Raw genomic sequence first — 21,962 nt, 5'->3', positions numbered from 1 at the left:
CTCGCCAGCCGGGGCTTCGGGCTGCGACGACTGGTCGATCAGCGACGGGCTCGACGCACCGCCGCCGGCAGCACCGGAAGCCGGCTGGCTTTGGCCGGCTGCACCGTCCTGCGATGCCGGCAGGCCGCCGAGCTGGTCGAGGAGGCTTCCCTCCTCGCCGCTGGTCTGGCCGTTCTGGGCCGGCAGGTTGTCGAGGATGTCGGTCGGCTGGGCGCCGTAGCGGGCCAGGATGCCGAGCGACAGGGAGGTGACGAAGAAGCCGGCCGCCAGGATCGCCGTGGTGCGGGTCAGGGCGTTGGCCGCGCCGCGCGCCGACATCAGGCCGCCACCGCCGCCGATGCCAAGGGCTCCGCCTTCCGATCGCTGGAGGAGCACCACGATGACGAGCGCAACGACGATCATCAAGTGGATGATGATGAGAATGGTTTCCATCGAACTTTCGTTGAGGGTCTGCTTCAAGGAATTGGGCGCCTTCTACAGAAGAGGGCGCCGTATTCCAACCAGATTCCGCGTCAGCTCTCCGCCGACGGACACGCCCGGCATATCGCGATGAAGTCTTCGGCCTTCAAGCTCGCCCCGCCGATCAGCGCTCCGTCGACGTTTTCGACGCCGAGGAGCTCGGCCGCATTGCCGGGCTTCACCGAACCGCCATAGAGCAGGCGGACGCCGCTCGCGACCGTTTCGCCGAAGCGCTCGGCCAGGGTGCGGCGCAGGAAGTCATGGGCCTCGGCAACGTCGTCGACGGTCGGGGTGCGGCCCGTCCCGATGGCCCAGACCGGCTCGTAGGCGACGACGGTGTTGGCGGGCGTGACGCCCTCCGGCAGGGAGCCGACGAGCTGGCGGCCGAGGACCTCGAGCGTCTGGCCGGCCTCCCGCTCCGCCTCGCTCTCGCCGATGCAGACGATGGCGACGAGCCCGGCCCGCCAGGCGGCCCGCGTCTTGGCCCCGACGACCGCGTCGCTCTCGCCGTGGTCGGCCCGGCGCTCCGAATGGCCGACGATGACGTAGGTGGCGCCGAGATCGGCCAGCATCTCGGCGGCGATGTCGCCGGTATGGGCGCCGCTCGCCTCGGCGTGGCAATCCTGGCCGCCGACCGCGACCTTGCCGTGGAGCAGGCCGGCGCTCGCCGACAGGATCGTCGCGGGCGGGCAGATCAGGAGATCGCGGCCCTTGCCGGCGTCCTGTGCGGCCGCTGCGATCTGTTCCAGTTCGGTCAGCTGGCGCAAGCGGCCGTTCATCTTCCAGTTGCCGGCGATCAGGGGTCTGGGCTTCATTGCGATCTCTTCGTCCTCCCTAGTCCGGGTCCGGCCACCGTCCTGGCCCGGCCGCAGTCCGGACCCGGTCCGGGACGGTTCCTCCCGTTGCGCGGGACAATCCGCGATCGGTCGGCGAAAATCAATCGCGGCCGGTCGCTTGCGCCCCTTGCCGCCTGTTCACTAATAAGGCGATGCGCGGCGCGGCTGCCGCGACATGATCCAAGCAAGACCCGGCGACGACACGCCGGGCAGCCACGGAGGAAGACGACGATGCTCGAGACGATGCGCCGGAGCGTGTCCGGCTGGACGGCGAAGATCCTCCTCGGCCTCCTGATCCTGAGTTTCGCCGTCTGGGGGATCGGCTCCTCGGTCAATGGCGGGCTGTCGAACACGGTGATCTCGGCCGGCGAGACCGACGTGACCCCCTCCGAATACGCCTTCACCTATTCGCAGGCGCTGAACCGCATCTCCCGCCAGATCGGCCGCCAGGTCACCGCCCAGGAGGCCGCCACCTTCGGCGTCGACCAGGGCGTGACGAGCGAGCTGATCGCCGGCGCCGTGCTCGACGAGCAGAGCCGCAATCTCGGCCTCGGCGTCTCCGACGAGCGGCTGGCCCAGCTGATCGCGGCGGATCCGACCTTCCAGGACGCCAGCGGTTCCTTCTCCCGGTCGACGTTCCGCAACGTTCTCGCCAATGCCCGCATCAGCGAGAACGACTACGTCGCCCAGCAGATGAACGTCGCCCGGCGCAGCCAGCTGATCGAGGCCGTCGCCCGCGACGCCGACACGCCGGCGGTGTTCCTGACGGCCCTCGGCCTCTACAATGGCGAGCGCCGGACGATCGACTACGTGACGCTGCGGGCGCCTGCGGCCGAGAGCGTCGAGGACCCGACCGAGGAGCAGCTGCAGAGCTATTTCGACGAGAACAAGGCCCGCTACGCCGCGCCGGAATACCGCTCGATCGTCTATGCCGAGGTGACGCCTGAGGCGCTCGCCGACCCGAAGGCGGTCAGCGACGCCGAGGTGAAGGCCGACTACGACGCCCGCAGGCAGAGCTACACGACGCCGGAGCGCCGCGCCGTGCAGCAGATCGTCTTTCCCGACAGGGCTGCCGCCGACGCCGCCAAGGCCAGGCTCGACGCCGGCGCGAGCTTCGAGGAGGTCGCCAGGGAGGCGGGCCGCTCGCTGGCCGACATCGACCTCGGCACCGTCACCAGGGCCTCGATCCCCGACACGGCGGTCGCCGATGCGGCCTTTGCTCTCGAAGCGGGCGGCGTGACGGACGTCGTCGAGGGCGTCTTCGGCCCGGTGATCCTGCGCGTCGGCCAGATCGAGCCGGAGAGCGTGCGGCCGCTCGCCGAGGTCGAGGGCGACATCCGCCAGGCGCTGGCGCTCTCCAAGGCCGCCGACGCCGTGGACGCGGCCTATTCGGCCTATGAGGACGCGCGCGGCGGCGGCGCGACCTTCCAGGAGGCGGCCGCCCAGGCGGCGATCCCGGTGAAGACCGTCGCCGCGATCGACCGCAACGGCAACGCTCCCGACGGCCAGTCGGTCGAACTGCCGCAGAAGTCCGACCTTCTCGCCGCCGCCTTCGAGAGCGAGCCCGGCTTCGACGCGCTGCCGGTCAATGTCGATCCGAACGGCTACGTCTTCTACGACGTCGCCAGCATCGACCCGGCCCATGACCGCCAGCTGGACGCGGTGCGCGAGACGGTCGTCGCCGACTGGAAGCGGGAGCGCGCCGGCGAGCAGCTGGAGGAGCAGGCGAACACGCTGGCGAAAGCAGTCGAGGACGGCAGGAGCATCGCCGACATCGCCGCGGAAGCCGGGGCGCAGGCGGCGACGGCCAACGCCATCCCCCGCCAGTCGGGCGTGGCCGACCTCGGCCAGCCGGGCGTCGAGGCGGCCTTTGCGGGCCCGGTCGGCGCGGTCGAGACGGCGCCCGGCAATGATGCCGGCACGCGCCTCGTCCTGAAGGTCGCCGAGGTCGCGCCGCCCGCCGATCCGGCGGAGAACGTCAGCCCGGCGCAGCGGCAGCAGATGGCGGGAATGCTGGCCAACGACCTCTACCAGAGCTACGTGACGCTCTTGCAGAACGAGTTCCCGGTCCGCATCAACGCCGAGGCGATGGAACAGGCGAAGGCGACGGTTCGATGAGCCAGACGCTGAAGCCGTTTCTCGCCAGGGTCGCCGACGGGCACGCTTTGACCCGGGAGGAGGCCACGGCGGCCTTCCAGGTGATGATGAGCGGCGAGGCGACGCCGTCGCAGATCGGCGGCCTCCTGATGGCGCTCAGGGTGCGCGGCGAGAGCGTCGACGAGATCACCGGCGCGGTGTCGGTGATGCGGGCGAACATGGCGAAGGTCGCCTGTCCCGACGGGGCGATCGACATCGTCGGCACCGGCGGCGACCATGCCGGCACCTACAACATCTCCACCGCCTCGGCCTTCGTCCTCGCCGGCTGCGGTCTCGTCGTCGCCAAGCACGGCAACCGCGCCCTGTCGTCGAAATCCGGCTCGGCCGACGTGCTCGCGGCGCTCGGCATCGACGTCGACCTGAAGCCCGAGCAGATCGGCCGCGCCATCGCCGAGACCGGCCTCGGCTTCATGTTCGCCCCGACCCATCATGCGGCGATGCGCTTCGTCGGCCCGAGCCGGGTCGAGCTCGGCACCCGCACCGTCTTCAACCTGCTCGGCCCGCTCGCCAATCCGGCCGGCGTCAGGAAGCTGCTCGTCGGGGTGTTCTCGCCGGACTGGCTGCGGCCGATCGCCGAGACGCTGAAGGCGCTCGGCACCGAGGCCGCCTGGGTGGTGCATGGCGACGGCCTCGACGAGATGACGCCGACCGGGACGACCCATGTCGCCGAGCTGAAGGACGGCGTGATCAGCGAGTTCAGCATCGACCCCGAGGAAGCCGGAGTGCCGCGCTGGAAGCTGCACGAGCTGAAGGGCGGCGACGGCGCCCACAACGCGGCAGCGCTGAAGGCGGTGCTCGACGGGGCGCCCGGCGCCTACCGCGACACGGTGCTGCTCAACGCCGCCGGCGCGCTGGTGATGGCGGGCGTGGTGCCGGAGCTTCCCGCCGGCGTCGCCCGCGCCGCCGAGTCGATCGACGCCGGCCGCGCGAGGGACGCGCTGGACCGCCTCGCCAGCGTCACCCAGAAGCTCGGCAAGGAGAACCGATGACCGACATCCTTTCCCGTATCCGAGACTACAAGCTGGAGGAGATCGCCGCCGCCAAGGCCGCGACGCCGCTGGCCGACCTCGAGGCGCGGATCGCCGGCATCGAGCCGCCGCGCGGCTTCTGGGCGGCCATCGAGCGGACGCTTCGCGACGGCCGCCTGGCGCTGATCGCCGAGGTGAAGAAGGCGAGCCCCTCCAAGGGCCTGATCCGCGAGGACTTCGATCCGCCGAGCCTCGCCCGTGCCTATGAGCAAGGCGGGGCAACCTGCCTCTCCATCCTCACCGACGCGCCCTCCTTCCAGGGGCAGCCTGCGTTCCTGACGGCGGCGCGGGCGGCGACCGGCCTGCCGGCGCTGCGCAAGGACTTCCTCTACGATCCCTACCAGGTGGCCGAGGCGCGCGCCTGGGGCGCCGACGCGATCCTGATCATCATGGCGGCGGTGAGCGACGACGTGGCGGGAGCGCTCGAGGAAGCGGCCGACCGCCACGGCCTCGACGTCCTCATCGAGGTGCATGACGAGGCCGAGACCGAGCGGGCGCTGAAGCTCGCCTCGCCTCTCGTCGGCATCAACAACCGCAACCTGAAGACCTTCGAGACCAGCCTCGACAATGCCGGGCGGCTGGCGAGCCTCATCCCCGACGACCGGATCGTCGTCGGCGAGAGCGGCATCTTCACCCATGCCGACTGCCTGAAGCTCGCCGAACACGGCATCCGGACCTTCCTCGTCGGCGAGAGCCTGATGCGCCAGGAGGACGTCGCCGCGGCGACCAGCGTCCTCCTCGGCAGTCCTCGCGAAGAGGTCGCCCGCGCCGGAGCCGGCACATGAGCGAAAGCGGGACCGGGCCGCGCCTCACCCATCTCGACGCCAGCGGCAAGGCGGCCATGGTCGATGTCGGCGACAAGGCCGAGACCGTCCGCATCGCCGAGGCGGAGGGCTGCGTCGTGATGCGCCCCGAGACCCTCGCGCTGATCGAAGGCGGCGAGACGAAGAAGGGCGACGTCGTCGGCGTCGCCCGGATCGCCGGCATCATGGCGGCCAAGCGCACCCATGAGCTGATCCCGCTCTGCCACCCGCTGATCCTGTCGAAGATCGGCGTCGAGATCGTCGCCGACCCCGCCCTCCCCGGCCTGCGCGTCACCGCCATGGCGAAGCTGACCGGGCGCACCGGCGTCGAGATGGAGGCTCTGACGGCGGTCTCCGTCGCCTGCCTGACGATCTACGACATGGCCAAGGCGGTCGATCGGACCATGGAGATCACCGGCATCCGGCTTCTGGCGAAATCCGGCGGACGCTCGGGCGACTTCCGGGCCGGGGATCCGGGGCGATGAGCCTGATCTCCGTCGAGGACGCCCAGCGCCGGCTGGTCGGCGCCGCCGAGCCGATCCGTCGGACGGTCGCGGTGACGCTCCGCGAGGCGGCCGGACGGGTTCTGGCCGAAGACATCGTTGCCAAGCGCACCCAGCCGGGCTTCGACGCCTCGGCGATGGACGGGTATGCGCTGCGGGCAGAAGACGCAAAGGCCCCGTTCCGGCCGCTGCGGGTGATCGGCGAATCGGCGGCGGGACGGGCTTTCGTCGGCCGCATCGGTCCCGGCGAGGCGGTGCGCATCTTCACCGGCGCCCCGGTGCCGGGGGGCGCCGACGCGATCCTGATCCAGGAAGATGCCGAGCGGACCGGCGACGGCGCGCTGCTGCCGACGGAGGCGGTCTCGCCTGGCCAGCACATCCGTCCGGCGGGCGTCGACTTCTCGGCCGGCGCGGTTCTGCTTTCGGCGGGCACACGGCTCACCCCCGGCGCCGTGGCGCTGGCGGCGAGCGGCGGCCATCCGGTGCTCGCCGTCCTCGACCGGCCGAAGGTCGCGGTGCTCGCCACCGGCGACGAGCTGGTGCCGCCTGGCGAGGCCGTCGGCCCCTCCCAGATCGTCGCCTCCAACAGCTACGGCGTCGCCGCCCTCGTCGAGGCGGCCGGCGGCAGCGTCGTCGACTGCGGCATCGCGCCGGACCGCGAGGACGTCATCGCCGACCATCTCGACCGGGCGCTCGCTGAGGGCTGCGACTGCTTCGTCACCATCGGCGGCGCCTCGGTCGGCGACCATGACCTGATCGGCAAGGTGTTCGAGCAGCGCCAGGTCGACATCGCCTTCCTGAAGGTCGCGATGCGTCCCGGCAAGCCGCTGATGGCCGGCAGCATCGGCGCGATGCGGCTGGTCGGGCTGCCCGGCAACCCCGCCTCCTCGATGGTCGCCGCGACGCTGTTTCTCGCCCCGCTGATCCGGCGCCTCGCCGGTCTCGGCGACCGGCCGCTGGCGCGCGCCGCCATCCTCGGCGCCGACGTGCCCGCCAACGGCATGCGGACCGATTTCATGCGCTCGACCAGCGTCCTTCAGGACGACGGGACGACCGTCGCGACGCCGCTGCCGCGCCAGGATTCCTCGCTCCTGTCGATCTATGCGGCAGCCGACGTCCTGGTGATGCGCCCGCCTTATGCCCCGGCAGCCCAGGCCGGCGACGCCTGCCTGGTCGTCGACCTCGCCTGATCGCGGCGGACCAAGCGTCACGGGAGCGTCTTGCCCCGTCCGGCCGCGCGGCCAGGGCGCGGAGGCACGATGCTGCATGCATCTGGACGTGGGGGACCGAAGCGGAGAGCTCTCCGCCTATTTGATCCCGGCCGTCAGGAAGGCCTGCAGGAACTGGCGCTGGAAGATCAGGAACGCGACGAGCAGCGGAGCCACGACCATCAGCGTCGCGGCGCTGACGAGGGAGATGTCGACGCCGTTTTCGGGCGCGCCGAAGAGCGACAGACCGACCGTCAGCGGACGCACGTCGGGCGAGTTGGTCACGACCAGCGGCCAGAGGAAGTTGTTCCAGTGCGTCGCCACCGAGACGAGGGCATAGGCGAGATAGGTCGACCGGGCGGCCGGCACATAGACCCGCCACAGGACGCCCGTCCAGGAACAGCCCTCGACGCGCGCGGCCTCTTCCAGTTCCCGCGGCACCGACTTGAAGGCCTGGCGCAACAGGAAGATGCCGAAGGCGCTGGCCATGTAGGGCAGGCCCATGCCGAGCGTCGTGTCGAACAGCCCGAGCTCGGCCACGATGGCGTAGTTCTCGACGATCAGCACTTCCGGCAGAACGAAGAGCTGCATCAGGACGAGAACGAAGAGCACGCCGCGTCCGGGAAACTCGAAGCGGGCGAAGGCGAAGCCGGCGAGCGTACACAGGACGAACTGGCCGAAGAGGACGATCGTGACGAGCTGCATCGTGTTCAGCACGTAACCGATCCATGGCGCGCGCTCCCAGACCGCGACGAAGTTGTCGAGGGTCAGCGGCGCGGTGACGTCGAAGGCGACGGCGGCGGTCGGCGTGTGGACTGCGGCCCAGGCGGCGAAGACCAGCGGCGAGATCCAGACGAGGGCGAGGAGGATGGCGCCGACGGCGTCCAGCGTGACACGGGGCCGGGTCATCGATAATGCGCCTTGCGGTCGATGATCGCGAACTGGAAGCCGGCGAGCAGCCCCAGTGCCAGGAGGACGAGCGCCGTCATGGCCGCGGCATGCGCCGCGTCGAAATAGGCGAAGGCCATTTCCCAGATCCAGTAGAGGATCAGCTTGGAGGCGTTGTCCGGCCCGCCCTTGGTGAGGATGAAGAGATGGTCGATGACCCGGACCGAGTTGATCAGCGCGTTGACGACGACGAAGAGGGTGGTCGGCATCAGCAGCGGCAGGACGATCCGGCGCGTATAGGTCCAGCGTCCCGCCCCCTCGATGCGGGCGGCCTCCTTCAGTTCCGGCGGAATGGTCTGGAGGGCGGCGAGATAGAAGATCATGAAGAAGCCGGACTCCTTCCACACCGCCACGGCCATCACCGACCACAGCGCCGTCTCCGGCTGCCCCAGCCAGTTGACCGAAGAGGCCCCGAACAGCGCCCCGATCCGGTCGAGCAGGCCGATGCCGGGCGTGTAGAAGAACAGCCACAGATTGGCGGCGGCGATCATCGGCAGCATGGTCGGCGTGAAATAGGACGCGCGCACGAAGCTGCGGGCCGGGATCTTCTCGTTCGCCCACAGCGCCATGGCGAGGGCGAGGACGACCGAGAGCGGCACCGTGACCAGGGCGTAGAGGACGTTGTTGCCGACCACCTGCCAGAAGACCGGGTCGGCGGCGAGATCGGCATAGTTCTCCAGGCCGACGAAGACCGAGGGCCGGCGGGATGTGCCGCGCGAAAAGGCGCTGGCGAAGAACGTCGCGATCGCCGGATAGAAGGCGAAGGTCGTCATCAGGATCATCGCCGGGGAAAGCAGCATCAGGGCGTAGAGCGTCAGCCGCCGCCTCTGAAGCCCCGCCAGTGTCGCGGGCATGGAGGTCCTTCCGTCTCGTCTGGTCAAGCCTTGGGACCGGGGGCGACATGCCGCCCCCGGCCGTTCAACGTTTCGCGGCTTACTGGTAGGGGCGCAGCAGGCGCTCGGCCGTCGCCTGCGCCTCGGTGAGCGCTTCCTTGGCACTCTTCGAGCCGGTGAGCGTCGCCTGGATGGCGTTGTTGAGCGCCTCGCGCACCCGCGCCGTCTCGTAGGTCGAGAACTCCGGGATCGCCACTTCCAGCTGATCGCGGGCGACGAGCGCCTGCGGGAAGTCCTTGGCGTATTCCTGAAGCGCCTCGGTCTCGTAGGCCTGCGAGCTGATGCCGACATAGCCGGTGGCGATCGACCATTTTGCCGCCTGCTCGGGCGCCGTCATGTACTTGATCAGCTCGAGCGAAGCCTGCTTCTCCGCCTCGGACGAGCCCTTGAAGAGGTAGAAGTTGCCGCCGCCGGTGGGCGAGCCGGCCCGCTCGTGCTTCGGCAGCATGGCGACGCCGAAGTCGAAGTCGGCTCCGTCACGCACGGCCGTCAGGTTGCCGGTGGTGTGCCACATCATCGCGGTCTGGCCCTGCAGGAAGGCCTGGCGCAGCGTGCCCCACTCGGTCGTGCCTTCCGGCATGACCTTTTCCGTCGTCGCCAGCGACTTCCAGAACTCCAGCGCCTCGATGACCTTCGGGTCGTCGAAATTGGTCCTGGTGCCGTCGGCGCTCATCAGCTCGACGCCGTTCTCGATCGCGAAGCACTGGAACATCCAGTAGGGATAGCCCGTCGACGGGATCATGATGCCGTAGGTGCCGTCCTTGGTCAGCGCCTTGGCGTCCTTCACCATCTCGTCCCAGGTCGCCGGCGGCTGGTTGGGGTCGAGGCCGGCTTTCTCGAACATGTCCTTGTTGTAGAACATGACGATGGTCGAGCGCTGGAACGGCACGCCCCAGACCTTGCCGTCGACTTCGCCGTTCTTCATCAGCGCCGGATAGAAGCTCGACAGCCAGGCCTTGTCCTCTTCGCTCTTCACGACGTCGTCGAAGGGCACGATGAGGCCCTGCTCGATGAGGTCGTAGACGTCGATGGAGAACAGCACCGAGAGCTGCGGCTGGTCGCCGCTGTTGATCGCCGAGATCGCCCGCACGCGGGTGTCGTCGTAGTTGCCGGCGTAGATCGCCTCGACGTCGATGTCGGGATGCGCCTCCTCGAAGCCGGCGATCATGCCGTCGATGACCCCGGTGAGCGGACCGCCGACGGCGATCGGATAGTACATGGTGAGCTTGGTCTCGGCCGCGGCGGCGGTGGCGGCCGAAGCGAGCATCGTTGCGGCGAGAAGGCCGCGCAGGATGGTCTTCATCGAAGGATCTCCAAGAGGAACGGTGGGGCGGACATCCGCCCGCGAGGCGACAGGCCGGGCCCGTGGCTAGGGCAGGCGCATGCCGGTCTCGCGGTGGAAGCGGTGGACGGCGGCAAGCGGCCAGTCGAGGCCGACGCCTGCGCCGGGTTCGAATGCGCTGCGGCCGGGGACGCGCGCGGTCAGGCGTTCGCCGCTGGCGGTTTCTGCGACGAGGAAGGTTTCGGGCCCGAGAAATTCCGTGGCGGCGACGGTGGCATCGAGCCGCCCCTCGCCCTGCGAGACGACCACGACGTCCTCCGCCCGCAGGCCGAACACGGTGTCCGGCGTCAGACCCGCCTCGGTCCGCTGCGTCGGCGGAAGGACCGTCGGCGGCAACAGCAGCATCGGCGGCGAGCCGACGAAGCTGGCGGCGAAGGTCGTCGCCGGTCGCTGGTAGATGTCCGCCGGCGGAGCCGCCTGCTCGATCCGGCCATCGCGCATCAGGATGACGAGGTCTGCCATCGACATGGCTTCGGTCTGGTCGTGGGTGACGTAGACGACGGTGATGGCGAGCCGCTGCTGCAGGGCGCGGATCTCCTGGCGCACCGAATGGCGCAGCTTGGCGTCGAGATTGGACAGGGGTTCGTCCATCAGACACAGCGGGTGGCCCGAGACCACGGCGCGGGCGAGCGCCACGCGCTGGCGCTGACCGCCCGAGAGCCGGGAGGGCTTGCGGTCTTCGAGGCCCTCGAGACCGACCAGACGGAGGGCGTTGGCCAGCTTGTCCGCCCGCTCGGCCCGCCCGACGCCGCGCACCTTCAAGCCGAAGACGATGTTCTCGGCGACGGAGAGATGCGGGAACAACGCATAGGACTGGAACACCATGGACAGCTTGCGGCTGGCAGGCGGAAGATGCGTGACGTCGCGGCCATCGACCTCGATCGTTCCCGAATCCGGCGCTTCGAGACCGGCAAGAAGCCGCAGGGTCGTCGACTTGCCACAGCCCGACGGCCCGAGAAGGACGACGAAGCTTCCCGGGGCGACGTCGAGCGAGAGATCGTGAACGCCCGTCTTCGACGAATAGGCCCGCGTCAGATTGCGGATCCGGATGAAGGCGACCTGGCCCGTCATGGCCAGCGCCTCATGAGTGACGCCGGCCGGTCTGCAGACCGGCCGGCGGCGCGGCGATCCCATGGCCGGCAAGCATTCGTCGTCATGGCACCCTCTCTTTCGGGGCCGACTTAGATGCGCCGACGACGACATCCGCATGTCGTTTCGATGAATTTCATATGAACGTATATTCGAGCATGAGCATTCTCCGTGCGCGAATTTGAACTCGCGTCGACGGTCTCATTCAGCACGGCCGGCAGCGGGACGCTCCGGATCACCAGGGGACCGGATTGCGGCGATCGGGCTGCATCTGCGCCGAAAATCCCTGACAATCAAAGGGATCGATCGGGACCCGGGTGAACCGCCAAGATTCTCGCCGAGAGATGCCCGGGCGTCATCGCGTTGTCGTAAGCTTCCTTTAACGATATTCATATGAGCATTAATGGTGTTGGAATGAACCTTCTTGTGAAATCGGAGTCCCGCGGTGCGGCCATCGCCGCGATGCTGCGCGAGCGTGATTTTCTCAGTGTCGAGGAACTCGCCGGGCGGTTCGAGGTGACGACCCAGACGATCCGGCGCGACATCAACGGCCTGTGCGAGCAAGGGATCGCGCGGCGGCTGCACGGCGGCATCGGTCGCCCGACCGGCCGCGGCAACGTCGCCTTCCAGGAGCGCCGGGTTCTCAATCGGGCGGCGAAGATGGCCATCGGACGCACGCTCGCCGCACGCATTCCCGACGGTGCCTCGGTGTCCTTCGGCATCGGCACGACGCCGCAGATGGTCGCGGAGGCCCTGATGGACCATCAGGGCCTGAAGATCGTGACCAACAATCTTCCGATCGCCCTGACGGCGGCGCAGAATCCGACCTTCGAGGTCGCCATTGCGGGGGGGCTCGTCCGCAACAACGATCTCGACGTCTGCGGAAGCGCGATCGAGGGCTTCTTCGGCGCCTACAAGGTGGATTTCGCCGTCTTCGGCGTCGGCGGCGTCGACGAGGATGGTTCGCTTCTCGATTTCACCCATGAGGAAGTCCAGGCCCGGCAGGCCATGCGCGCGAACTGCCGCCGCTCCTTCCTCGTGCTCGATGCAACGAAATTCGGCCGCCCCGCCCATGTGCATGGCGGGCGGATCGATCAGGTCGACACGGTCTTCTGCGAAACCGCGCTGCCGCAGGCGATCCAGGACCTCCTCGCCGGTTCCCGCACGTCCTTCGTGTCCTGTTCCGACGAAATCGCCGGGGACGCTTCCTCCGGCTGAACGCCGAGCCGCCACCCGAGGCTCCTAGAGCAAGATCAACGCCCCGCGTGGACGGCTGCGCTGCCCACGACGCCCCTCCTGTGTCCATCGCCACGACGCCCGCCGCCAAGACCGCGCGGGCGATCCCTTGAACGCGTCCAAATCACGATCAGGAAGATTTCCCATGTCCGACTTCACCGTCCTCGCCCATCGCGGCACCAATCCCTATCCCGACGAATCCGCCGACGCCTATACCAAGGCGATCGACTGGGGCGCCGACGTCCTCGAATGCGACGCTCAGGTCACCAGCGACGGCGTCGTCGTCCTCGTCCATGACACCGGCACCATTTTGTCGACGACCTATGCCGACCTCGTGGCGGCCGATCCGAACATCATCACGCTGGCCCAGCTGATCGGGATCGTCGACGCCAAGTCCGCCGAGACCGGGCGCGACATCGCCCTGAACATCGAGATGAAGAACCCCGCGACCTATACCGAGGCCGGCATCGACATCGCCAAGGCGACCCTCGACGTCCTCGTCGCCGGCGACTTCACCGACCCGGACCGGGTCACGTTCAATTGCGGCGACGGCGACGCGCTCAAGCATCTCGCCAACACGCTGATGCCCGAGGCCGGCGTCGATATCCCGCTCGAGATGACCTATCAGGGCACCGATGCGGAAAACCTGGCCGACATCGCCACCTATGCCGACGGCATTTCCGCCAAGATCAGCGGCCTCGACGCCGACGAGGTGAAGCTTGCCCACGAGCTCGGCCTCAATGTCAATGCCTGGACGCATGACGGCCCGGGCGACCAGATTCAGGCGCTGATCGACATGGGCGTCGACGGCATCTTCACCAACAACACCCGCATCGCCCGCGAATATGTCGAGGGCGTCTCCGGGGTCGCGGTCGTCTATGGCGACGAGGCGTCGCAGACCGTCAGCGGCACGAGCGGCGACAACCTGATCTACGCCATGCAGGGCGATGACGTCGTCCTCGCCGGCGACGGCAACGACACGCTTCACGGCGACGGCGGCGACGACATCCTGTCCGGCGGGGCCGGCAACGACGTCCTCGTCGGCGGCTCCGGCTCGGACATCCTGTTCGGGGGCGAGGGCAGCGACACGCTCGAGGGCGGCCTCGGCAACGACGCGCTGACCACCGGCGGCTCATCCAACACGATCGTCTACACCGCCGGCGACGGCATCGACACGCTGGTCGCCACCTCCACGGATGCGCTGGTTCTCGAGAACATCGCAGCGGCGGACGTCTCGGTGACGGCGCTCGGCGCCAACATCGCCCTGGAATTTGCCGATGGCGGCGCCGTGGTCATCGCCTCCGGCAGCATCGGCAGCGTCGTCCTCGACGGTGGCGACACCGTCTGGTCGGCTGCGGATCTGGCCGCAAGGATCGACGGGACGGTCTCGGACGCGGTCTCCGCGGCGGCCGGGGAGTCGATCGCGGCAAGCTCGGCAGCCGAGGCGGCCGCGGCGGCCGAGCCGACGCCGAACCTCGTCCAGAACGGCAGCTTCGAGGCGACCGACAGTTCCTCGGCCTATCGTGACTGGGGCCGCTCTGCCCTCAATGGCGAGATTCCGGGCTGGGTCAATCTCAACAATGGCCGGATCGAGCAGCACCAGGACACCGGCGCCGAGGGACTGAGCGCGACGGAAGGCGCCTTCTACGTCGATCTCGACGGCAACAAGAACAACGTCGCACTGGCCCAGACCATCGAAGGCATGGAGACCGGCGCCACCTATGCGCTGAATTTCGACTTCGGCGACGGCGACACGGGCGACGACGAGAGCGTCACGGTCTCCTTCGGCGGCGAGGTCATCTATGAGGGCGCGCCGGCCGGCGCCGCATGGGAGACGGTTTCCCTCTCGATCGTCGGTGGCGCCGGCAACGGCTCCAACACCCTGGTGATCGCCGAGACCGGCGGCACGCTCGACACCACCGGCATCTTCCTCGACGACGTCTCCATCGTGAAGACCGCCGACGCGCCGCAGGACAGCGACGACGGCAATCTCATCGTCAATGGCAGCTTCGAGAACATCAACGGCACGTCCTACCGCTCATGGGGTCGCTACGCCCCGGAAGGCGAAATCGTCGGCTGGACGAATGTCGACGCCAGCGACATCAAGCGCGTCGAACTCCACGCCAACACCAGCGCAAACGGCATCAGCGCCACGGACGGCCAGTATTACCTCGACATGCAGGGCGACGGCAACAATCTGGAGGTCGTCCAGACGGTCGCCGACGTCGAGACCGGCGCGACCTACACCCTGCGCTTCGACATCGCCGACATCGATCCGGAAAGCGCCGACGACACGATCGAGGTCAGCTGGGGCGGCGAGGTCGTCTATACCGGCACCCCGGACGAGGCCTGGGAGACGGTGACGATCGAGGTGACAGGCGGCGCCGGCGACGGCTCGAACAGGCTCGTCTTCAAGCAGACCTCCGCGGAGCTGAACGGCGACGGCGTCACCCTCGACAACGTTTCGCTGCTCAAGGGCACCGCCGACGAAACCGATGACGGCTCGAATGGCGGCGGCGACGGCGGGGACGGCGGAGACGGCGGCGGCGAGACCCCGGGCGGCGAGACCGAGGACGAGGGCTTCCAGCTGATCTCCCACCGCGGCACCAACCCCTATGCCGATCATTCCGAGGAAGCGCACAGCCACGGCCTCGACTGGGGCGGCGACATGGCCGAGTTCGATCTGCAGATGACCTCGGACGGCGTCCTGGTGATCGCCCACGACACCGGCACCATTCCCTCGACGACCTATGCCGATCTGATTGCCGCCAAGCCGGGCATCCTGACCTTCGCCGAGGGCCTCGAACTGGTCCTTGCCAAGGAGGCGGAGACCGGTCGAAACTTCAAGATCAGCGTCGAGATCAAGAATCCGACCTCCTATTCCGACAGGGGCGTCGCCTTCGCCGAGAGGCTGGTCGCGACACTGGTCGAGAAGGGCTTCACCGATCCGGACCAGATCAGGATCGCATCCTTCGACCCGACCATCCTGCGGACGCTGCTCAGCGACATCCTGCCCGAAGCCGGCATTCCCTTCTTCATCGACTATATCGGCTACGGCTTCTCCAACAGCGATCTGGCGACGATCGCCGGCTGGGGCGTCGGCAGCGTCTCGCTGAACATCAGCTACCTGACCGCGGACATGGTCCAGGCGGCCCATGACGCCGGCCTGAAGGTCTATGCCTGGACGGCCAACGGACCGGGCGAGGAAATCCAGGCGCTGATCGATATGGGCGTCGACGGCGTCTATGACGACAACACCCGTGTCGCCCGCGAATACATCGACAGCGTCGAGGGCCGTGACACCGTCTATGGCGGTACCGGCGACGACAAGGTGAGCACCACCGACGAGACCAGCGTCGTCTATGCCCTCCAGGGCGACGACACCGTCTTGGCCGGCGCGGGCGAAGACGTCCTCTATGGCGATGGCGGCAACGACATCATCGTCGCCGGGGCCGGCGACGACCGGCTGTTCGGCGGCAGCGGCACCGACGTGCTCTTCGGCGGGGCGGGAGCCGACACGCTGACCGGCGGGGTCGGCGACGACGTGATCGTCGCCGACGGTTCCGACACCATCCGCTACGCTGCGGGCGATGGCGTCGATCTGGTGACGGCTGGCGCCGGCGACCGTGTCGCCCTGACCGACATCGCGTCGACGGACGTCACGGTGACGACGCTCGGCGACGCGCTGGTCGTCAGCTTCGCCGATGGCGGCGCCCTCGTCTTCGAGAGCGGCACGGCTGGCTCCCTGCCCGGCAGCTTCGCATTCTCCGACGGCAAGACCCTGACCGCGTCGCAGATCCTGGCGCTCGCCTCGGGAACCGCATCGGCGGATCTGGAAGCGATCGTCGACGACCTGCGCGATACCCACGCGGCAGCCGAGGCCGCCCTCGATCTCGACAGGACGCCGAACCTCATCGTCAATGGCAGTTTCGAGAACATCGACGGCACGTCGTCGCGCACCTGGGGTCGCTACAGCCCGAACGGCGACATGCCGGGCTGGTCGAACCTCGACAGCGGGCGCGTCGAACAGCACCAGGACACGGTTGAGGGCGTCAGCGCCTCCGACGGTGCGTACTGGACCGATCTGGACGGATGGCTCAACAACGTCCGGCTCGCCCAGACCGTCGCGGGCGTGGAGGCCGGCGCGGTCTACGAGCTGACCTTCGATCTCGCTGACGCGGACGCAGCCGACGACGAAAGCCTGACCGTCACCTTCGGCGGCGTGGTGATCTGGCAGGGCGCCCCCGCGGGCAACGCCTGGGAGAAGATCTCGGTCAAGGTCACCGGGGGCCAGGGCGACGGCTCGAACCAGCTGATCTTCGCCCAGACGGGCGGCTCGCTCAATGGCGTCGGCCTCGCCCTCGACGACGTCGCGCTGGTGGCGACGTCGGAAAGCGCGATCGACCAGCATGACGGCACGCAGTGGGCCGACAGGATCGGCGCGGGGTTCGGCGAGGACGAGGTCCGCGCCGGTCGCGGCATGGACGTCGTCATCGGCTCGCTCGACGCCGCCACCGACCGCTATGACGGCGGCGAGGGGATCGACACGATCGACTATTCCGCCGCGACCGGCGACCTCGTGATCGACCTCGTCACCGGGACGGCAAGCGGCACGCCAATCGGCACAGACACGCTGGTCTCCTTCGAGCGCATCATTGGCGGGGCCGGCAACGACACCATCACCGCCGACGATGCCACCGTCTTCATCTCCGGCGGCGACGGCAACGACACCATCACCACCGGCAACGGTGCCACGGCCGTCTTCGGCGGCAATGGCGCGGATACGATCACCGGCGGCGACGGCGACGACACGATCAGCGGCGGCAATGGCGACGACGTCATCCATGGCGGCGGCGGAAACGACACCCTGGCCGGCGGCTACGGCGCCGACCAGATCTTCGGCGACGGTGGCGACGACCTCATCCTTGCCGATCCCGGCCTCCAAGCCGACGTCATCGACGGCGGGGCCGGCTTCGACACGCTCGACTTCTCGGGCTCTGCCGTCGCCGTCACCGTCCATCTCGGCGCTGGCTACAGCCTCGGCACCGGCGTCGACACGATCTCCGGCATCGAACGCGTCCTCGGCAGCACCGGCGACGACCGTCTGATGGGAAGCACCGCGGACGTCACCTTCGAAGGCGGGACCGGCGGGGACTATCTGTGGGGCGGTTCGGGCAGCGACACGCTTCGCGGCGATGCCGGCGACGATATCATCCTCGGCGGTGCCGGCTTCGACCGCATCACCGGCGGCGCCGGCAACGATACGCTGACCGGCGGCTTCAACGCCGATTCCTTCGTCTTCGCCGACGCTTTCGGCAACGACACGATCACCGACTTCGCCGCGACCAACGACTACGAGAAGATCGATCTGTCGGCGGTCTCGGGCATTGTCGACTACGCCGATCTCCTCGCCGATCACATGGCACAGTCGGGCTCGGACGTGGTGATCACCGACGGCTCGAACACGATCACGCTGCAGAACGTCGATCTCGCCGATCTCGGCGCGACGGACTTCATCTTCTGACAGGGTCGGGCGATCGACCCGTCACCCCAAAAGAACGCCGCGGTGCCTCGGCGCCGCGGCTATTCACATCCGGATGCCCGGCCGGGCATGGTCACTTCCGGCACCTGCATGGCATAAAGAGCCCGCGGCCCCGCCGGGCAACCAACACCCGCACCGCAGCAGGCCCGCAGCGGCGCCGAGAAATCGCAAACGGCAGGCCCGATCCATGAGGGTATGCATGGGGACACAAAACGCTCTTGCGGAACACAACTAGAACAGATAGGTTTGTTCAGGTTTTGTTTTTAGAGGTCCGTCATGCTAACGCGCAAACAGCACGACCTTCTGTTGTTCATTCATGAGCGGCTGAAGGAGAGCGGCGTGCCCCCTTCCTTCGACGAGATGAAGGACGCGCTGGAGCTGCGGTCGAAGTCCGGCATCCATCGGCTGATCACCGCGCTCGAGGAGCGCGGCTTCATTCGCCGGCTGCCCAATCGGGCCCGGGCGCTCGAGGTGCTGAAGCTGCCGGAATCCATGCGCAACGGCCGGCCGCAGCCGGCGGCCAAGAGCGGCTTCACGCCGAGCGTCATCGACGGCAGCCTCGGCACGGCGCGCGGCGAGGCGGCGGAGCGATCCGGCGCGGCACGACGGCCGGCGGCGGTGTCCTCGGCGCCCCGTCCGGCCCAGAGCGTGCCGGAGAGCGCCGTCGCGGTGCCGGTGATGGGCCGGATCGCGGCGGGCGTGCCGATCTCCGCCATCCAGACCAACACCCATTCGATCCAGGTTCCGCCCGAGATGCTCGGCGCCGGCGAGCACTTCGCCCTCGACGTCAAGGGCGATTCGATGGTCGAGGCCGGGATCCTCGACGGCGACACGGTGGTGATTCGCCGCATCGACACGGCCTCGCCCGGCGACATCGTCGTGGCCCTGGTCGACGACGAGGAAGCCACCTTGAAGCGGTTTCGCCGCCGCGGCGACACGATCGCGCTGGAGGCCGCCAACCCTGCCTATGAGACCCGCATCTTCGGGGCCGACCGGGTGAAGGTCCAGGGCCGGCTGGTCGGGCTGATCCGGCGCTACTGAGGCGCCTGCCCGGGCAGCGCCTCGGCGGCTGATCCGGTGGGCGGAACCATGGACGGAGCCGGCGGCTCGGCGCGCGAGCCGGGACGCTGCAGGATCGGAGCCGAGTCCTGCTCGTCCGCGGCGGGCTTGCGCCAGTATTCCGGCCATGGCGCCAGGCGATGCCGGTTCCAGGGCGGTGGATCGGCGGCGATGGACCGCTGCAGGATCGGCCGGCCGGTCGCGGGGTCGCGATACAGCGCCAGCGAGCCGGTCGCCCGCAGGGTGCGCAGGGTGACCAGAAGGGCGCCGGAGCGGCAGTGTTCGAGGCGGATGGCGCGGGCGACGATCGCCACGTCGCCGCCGTCGCAGGCCTCGCCGGTTCGCTTGTAGTCGCTGGTCCAGACGATGCGCAGGCCGTCGCGGGTGGTGAAGCGGCAGAAGTCGGCATCGCAGGGCAGCGCGGAGCGGTCCGGGAGCGCCCGTGAGGAAGTGCTGCCGGCAACGGCCACCGGAGCGCTCGCGCGCGGCGTCGCAACAGCGGCCTTGGACGTCGCATCGGCCATTTGCGGCGTCGGTGCGGCTGCGGGCGACGTCGGCTCGCCTGTCGGAAACCCGCCATCGACCGCCTGCGACGAAGGTGCGGGTGCCGAGGATGTCGCCTCGACCGACCCCGGCGGCATGGCGACGGCCGGGGGCAGTGCGTCCGATGCCAGGTTCTGAAGCGGGACGTGCGCCATTGCCGGCGATGCCGCGGCCGTCGGGGACAGAGGCTCGGCCGGAGGAGTGGGCAAAGCTGCGGGCGAATACGCTGGCGGAACATGCGGGGCTACGGCCGCCGGAGACGCGGCGACGGCGGCGGGTGAGACGCCGAAACTGCGCTCCCACTGGTCGGTGACGAAGCGCTTCGGCCGCCTGGCGAGATAGGCGATCGCGCCGTCCCCGGCGAAGGCGGCGATGGTCCGGCCGTCCTCGTAGACGACGAGCTGCGGCGGGTCGGAGGTGTCGCGGATGGTCAGGAGGCCGGCGATCGCCAGCGGCACGGCGATGTAACGCAGCTTGCTGGCGAAGAAGGAGGCGGCGAACAGCGCGGCGGTGAGGAACACGACCCCGGTTCCCGAAATCGGCCCGGTGCCCCGGTCGGGCAGGATGCGGAAGAGCCATTCGGAGACCCACAGGACCAGATCGAGGGACAGCCCCATCAGCCGGAAGCACCAGCCGTCGAGGCCGAAGGGCATCAGCAGCGAACCGACGAGCCCGAGGGGCATCACGACCATGGTGAAGATCGGCAGTGTGAGGACGTTGGCGACGAGACCGAAGGGAGCGACGCGGTGGAAATGATAAGCCGCGAAGGGCGCGGTCGCGGCCCCCGCGACGAGGGAGCTGACGACGATGCCGAGGATCGTCGCCCCCGCCCCGGCCAGCAGCCGCCATGCGAGGGGCTGCCCGGCGGGAGGCGCCTTCGCGCCGCCGCGCCGGCGCATGATGGCGCCGTAGCCCGCGACGAGGGAGAGGGTCGCGGCAAAGCTCATCTGGAAGCTCGCCGTGGTGACGGAATGGGGCGCCGCGACGACGACGACGAGGGCGGCGATGGAGACGTTGCGCAGGGTGAGCGCCGGGCGGTCGGCGATGACGGCGGCGAGCATCACCGCCAGCATCACGAAGGCGCGCTGGGTGGCGACGTTGCCGCCGGACAGAAGCAGGTAGAGGGCGGCGACGAGGAGCGCCACCACCGCCGCGATCTTCTTGACCGGGTAGTTCAGGGCCAGCGCCGGCACCAGCGCGAGGCCGGAGCGCAGGAGAAGCAGCGCCGACCCCGCGACGATGGCGAGATGCAGGCCGGAGATCGACAGGACATGGGCGAGACCGACGCCGCGCAGCCAGGTCTCGGCATCGTCCGGAATGCCGGTGCGCTCGCCGGTGACGAGGGCCGCGGCAATGGCACCCGCCTCGCCGCCGCCGGCCGCCTCGGTGATGCGGCGGGTCATCGTCCCGCGGATGCGCTCCAGCCGGATGGCGAGACCGTCGACGAAGCCGGGCGGCGGCGGCGGCAGGAGCCCTTCGGCGGGCTCCGCATCCGGCGCGCCGAGGGCGAAGCCGAGACCGCCGACGCCGTCGAAGAAGGGCTGGTAGGCGAAATCGTGGCTGCCGGGCGCTGCCGGCCCGGAGGGCGGGCCGAGCCGGACGAGGCCGTAATAGGCATCGCCGGGCGCCCTGGCGGCGTGGTCGGCGCTGACGAGGATCCGCACCCGCTCCGGCGGCCGCGACAGGACCGGGCGGACGGTGCCGGTGACCGCCACGAGATAGCGCATGCGGCCCTTCTCGTCGCGCGAGGCCTGGAAGATGGTGCCGGCGATGCGGGTGGTCGCGGTGCCGGAGATGATCGTCGTGCGGGTCGCACCGCCATCGGCAAGCGAAAGCAGCGCCCCGGCGAGAATTCCGGCGACGCCGAGGAGCATCGCCTGCAGCATCGGATGGGCGACAGCCCGGAGCGCCAGCGCACCGATGACGGCGGCGGCCAGGATCGTTGCGGAAATGTCGGGCCGCCAGTCGAGGGCGAAGACGGCGGCCGCGCCGGAAATCAGCGCGACGGGCAGGACGTGGAAGCCGGAGCGACGGGCAGCCTCGATGGCGACCTGCCGCCCCAGCCAGGCGCCGACAGCCTCCAGCCGGGACGCCTCGCCCGGCCAGCCGTCCGCCCGGTCGTCGTCAAATCCGCCAATGCCATCGGGGCTGCCCGGAGCGCCCGTGCCGCCGCGGCCGCGGGACCATCTGCCGCGAGCGAAAAAACGGCGCAGGAGCGAGGCCCAGCGACCGGCCCCTGCCGGTCCTTGCGGGCGCTCGAGCCCCCTCGTGGCTGGCGCCTGCGGCAATGGCCGTCCCGCCCCTCGCTTGCACCTC

Annotated in this window: 15 protein-coding genes; 8 read left to right on the top strand and 7 right to left on the bottom strand. The window is 69.3% G+C overall.

Going from position 1 to position 21,962, the window contains the following annotated elements; all coding sequences use genetic code 11:
* Positions 1–432, bottom strand: a 432-nt coding sequence (secG, locus tag ATO4_RS12030; RefSeq protein WP_083591752.1) for a preprotein translocase subunit SecG, incomplete at its 3' end; no start/stop codon positions are given.
* An 80-nt stretch (positions 433–512) separates the two neighbouring features.
* A complete protein-coding gene (tpiA, locus tag ATO4_RS12025) occupies positions 513–1,274 on the bottom strand; it encodes a triose-phosphate isomerase (protein ID WP_083591751.1) in 762 nt (253 codons plus the stop codon).
* 252 nt (positions 1,275–1,526) lie between these two features.
* Here tpiA and ATO4_RS12020 point away from each other — a divergent pair, with 252 nt between their 5' ends.
* The 5 genes from ATO4_RS12020 to glp are packed head-to-tail and all read left to right on the top strand — an operon-like array spanning position 1,527 to position 6,976.
* Positions 1,527–3,413 carry a peptidylprolyl isomerase gene (locus tag ATO4_RS12020; RefSeq protein ID WP_083591750.1) on the top strand — a complete coding sequence of 629 codons (1,887 nt, stop codon included), beginning with the start codon at positions 1,527–1,529 and terminating at the stop codon, positions 3,411–3,413.
* Entirely contained in the window at positions 3,410–4,441 is a 1,032-nt protein-coding gene (gene trpD, locus ATO4_RS12015; RefSeq protein ID WP_083591749.1) for an anthranilate phosphoribosyltransferase, read from the top strand. Before ATO4_RS12020 ends, trpD begins: the two co-directional genes overlap by 4 nt.
* Entirely contained in the window at positions 4,438–5,265 is an 828-nt protein-coding gene (gene trpC, locus ATO4_RS12010; RefSeq protein ID WP_083591748.1) for an indole-3-glycerol phosphate synthase TrpC, read from the top strand. The genes trpD and trpC overlap by 4 nt, the downstream gene beginning before the upstream one ends.
* Positions 5,262–5,768: a cyclic pyranopterin monophosphate synthase MoaC gene (gene moaC / locus ATO4_RS12005; RefSeq protein ID WP_083591747.1), complete on the top strand. Its 507-nt coding sequence runs from the start codon at positions 5,262–5,264 to the stop codon at positions 5,766–5,768. Before trpC ends, moaC begins: the two co-directional genes overlap by 4 nt.
* Entirely contained in the window at positions 5,765–6,976 is a 1,212-nt protein-coding gene (gene glp / locus ATO4_RS12000; RefSeq protein ID WP_083591746.1) for a gephyrin-like molybdotransferase Glp, read from the top strand. The genes moaC and glp overlap by 4 nt, the downstream gene beginning before the upstream one ends.
* Before the next feature lie 117 nt (positions 6,977–7,093).
* Here glp and ATO4_RS11995 read toward each other — a convergent pair whose 3' ends face one another.
* The 4 genes from ATO4_RS11995 to ATO4_RS11980 form a co-directional block, all read right to left on the bottom strand.
* Positions 7,094–7,903, bottom strand: coding sequence for a carbohydrate ABC transporter permease (locus tag ATO4_RS11995; RefSeq protein WP_083591745.1), 810 nt, complete (start codon positions 7,901–7,903; stop codon positions 7,094–7,096).
* Positions 7,900–8,796, bottom strand: coding sequence for a sugar ABC transporter permease (locus ATO4_RS11990; protein WP_083591744.1), 897 nt, complete (start codon positions 8,794–8,796; stop codon positions 7,900–7,902). The genes ATO4_RS11995 and ATO4_RS11990 overlap by 4 nt, the downstream gene beginning before the upstream one ends.
* A gap of 79 nt (positions 8,797–8,875) precedes the next feature.
* Positions 8,876–10,138, bottom strand: a complete 1,263-nt coding sequence (locus tag ATO4_RS11985; RefSeq protein WP_083591743.1) for an ABC transporter substrate-binding protein — start codon at positions 10,136–10,138, stop codon at positions 8,876–8,878.
* A 66-nt stretch (positions 10,139–10,204) separates the two neighbouring features.
* Positions 10,205–11,248, bottom strand: a complete 1,044-nt coding sequence (locus ATO4_RS11980; protein WP_083591772.1) for an ABC transporter ATP-binding protein — start codon at positions 11,246–11,248, stop codon at positions 10,205–10,207.
* Positions 11,249–11,692: 444 nt separating this feature from the next.
* Between ATO4_RS11980 and ATO4_RS11975 the strand changes: the two genes are divergently transcribed.
* From ATO4_RS11975 to lexA, 3 genes are all read left to right on the top strand, one after another.
* On the top strand, positions 11,693–12,484 hold the full coding sequence (locus ATO4_RS11975; RefSeq protein ID WP_245308711.1) for a DeoR/GlpR family DNA-binding transcription regulator: 792 nt from the start codon (positions 11,693–11,695) through the stop codon (positions 12,482–12,484).
* Positions 12,485–12,647: 163 nt separating this feature from the next.
* The gene (locus ATO4_RS11970; RefSeq protein ID WP_083591741.1) at positions 12,648–18,026 is read left to right on the top strand and encodes a glycerophosphodiester phosphodiesterase family protein; all 5,379 of its coding nucleotides are present in this window, start codon (positions 12,648–12,650) and stop codon (positions 18,024–18,026) included.
* 294 nt (positions 18,027–18,320) lie between these two features.
* Positions 18,321–19,085 carry a transcriptional repressor LexA gene (gene lexA / locus ATO4_RS11965; protein ID WP_083591740.1) on the top strand — a complete coding sequence of 255 codons (765 nt, stop codon included), beginning with the start codon at positions 18,321–18,323 and terminating at the stop codon, positions 19,083–19,085.
* Here lexA and ATO4_RS11960 read toward each other — a convergent pair.
* Positions 19,079–21,934 (bottom strand): ComEC/Rec2 family competence protein, encoded by a 2,856-nt coding sequence (locus ATO4_RS11960; RefSeq protein ID WP_083591739.1) that lies wholly within the window; start codon positions 21,932–21,934, stop codon positions 19,079–19,081. The genes lexA and ATO4_RS11960 overlap by 7 nt on opposite strands.
* Positions 21,935–21,962: the final 28 nt, after the last annotated feature.

Source organism: Aurantimonas sp. 22II-16-19i, assembly GCF_002088275.1.
Classification (GTDB): Bacteria; Pseudomonadota; Alphaproteobacteria; order Rhizobiales; family Rhizobiaceae; genus Jiella.
The sequence above is the reverse complement of the archived record's forward strand: the minus strand, read 5'-3'. Positions and strand labels throughout refer to the sequence as shown.

Bases quoted from the DNA above. Each gene is read 5' to 3' on its own strand.
- tpiA (WP_083591751.1), bottom strand. From the start codon at position 1,274: ATGAAGCCCAGACCCCTGATCGCCGGCAACTGGAAGATGAACGGCCGC.
- ATO4_RS12020 (WP_083591750.1), top strand. From the start codon at position 1,527: ATGCTCGAGACGATGCGCCGGAGCGTGTCCGGCTGGACGGCGAAGATC.
- trpD (WP_083591749.1), top strand. From the start codon at position 3,410: ATGAGCCAGACGCTGAAGCCGTTTCTCGCCAGGGTCGCCGACGGGCAC.
- trpC (WP_083591748.1), top strand. From the start codon at position 4,438: ATGACCGACATCCTTTCCCGTATCCGAGACTACAAGCTGGAGGAGATC.
- moaC (WP_083591747.1), top strand. From the start codon at position 5,262: ATGAGCGAAAGCGGGACCGGGCCGCGCCTCACCCATCTCGACGCCAGC.
- glp (WP_083591746.1), top strand. From the start codon at position 5,765: ATGAGCCTGATCTCCGTCGAGGACGCCCAGCGCCGGCTGGTCGGCGCC.
- ATO4_RS11995 (WP_083591745.1), bottom strand. From the start codon at position 7,903: ATGACCCGGCCCCGTGTCACGCTGGACGCCGTCGGCGCCATCCTCCTC.
- ATO4_RS11990 (WP_083591744.1), bottom strand. From the start codon at position 8,796: ATGCCCGCGACACTGGCGGGGCTTCAGAGGCGGCGGCTGACGCTCTAC.
- ATO4_RS11985 (WP_083591743.1), bottom strand. From the start codon at position 10,138: ATGAAGACCATCCTGCGCGGCCTTCTCGCCGCAACGATGCTCGCTTCG.
- ATO4_RS11980 (WP_083591772.1), bottom strand. From the start codon at position 11,248: ATGACGGGCCAGGTCGCCTTCATCCGGATCCGCAATCTGACGCGGGCC.
- ATO4_RS11970 (WP_083591741.1), top strand. From the start codon at position 12,648: ATGTCCGACTTCACCGTCCTCGCCCATCGCGGCACCAATCCCTATCCC.
- lexA (WP_083591740.1), top strand. From the start codon at position 18,321: ATGCTAACGCGCAAACAGCACGACCTTCTGTTGTTCATTCATGAGCGG.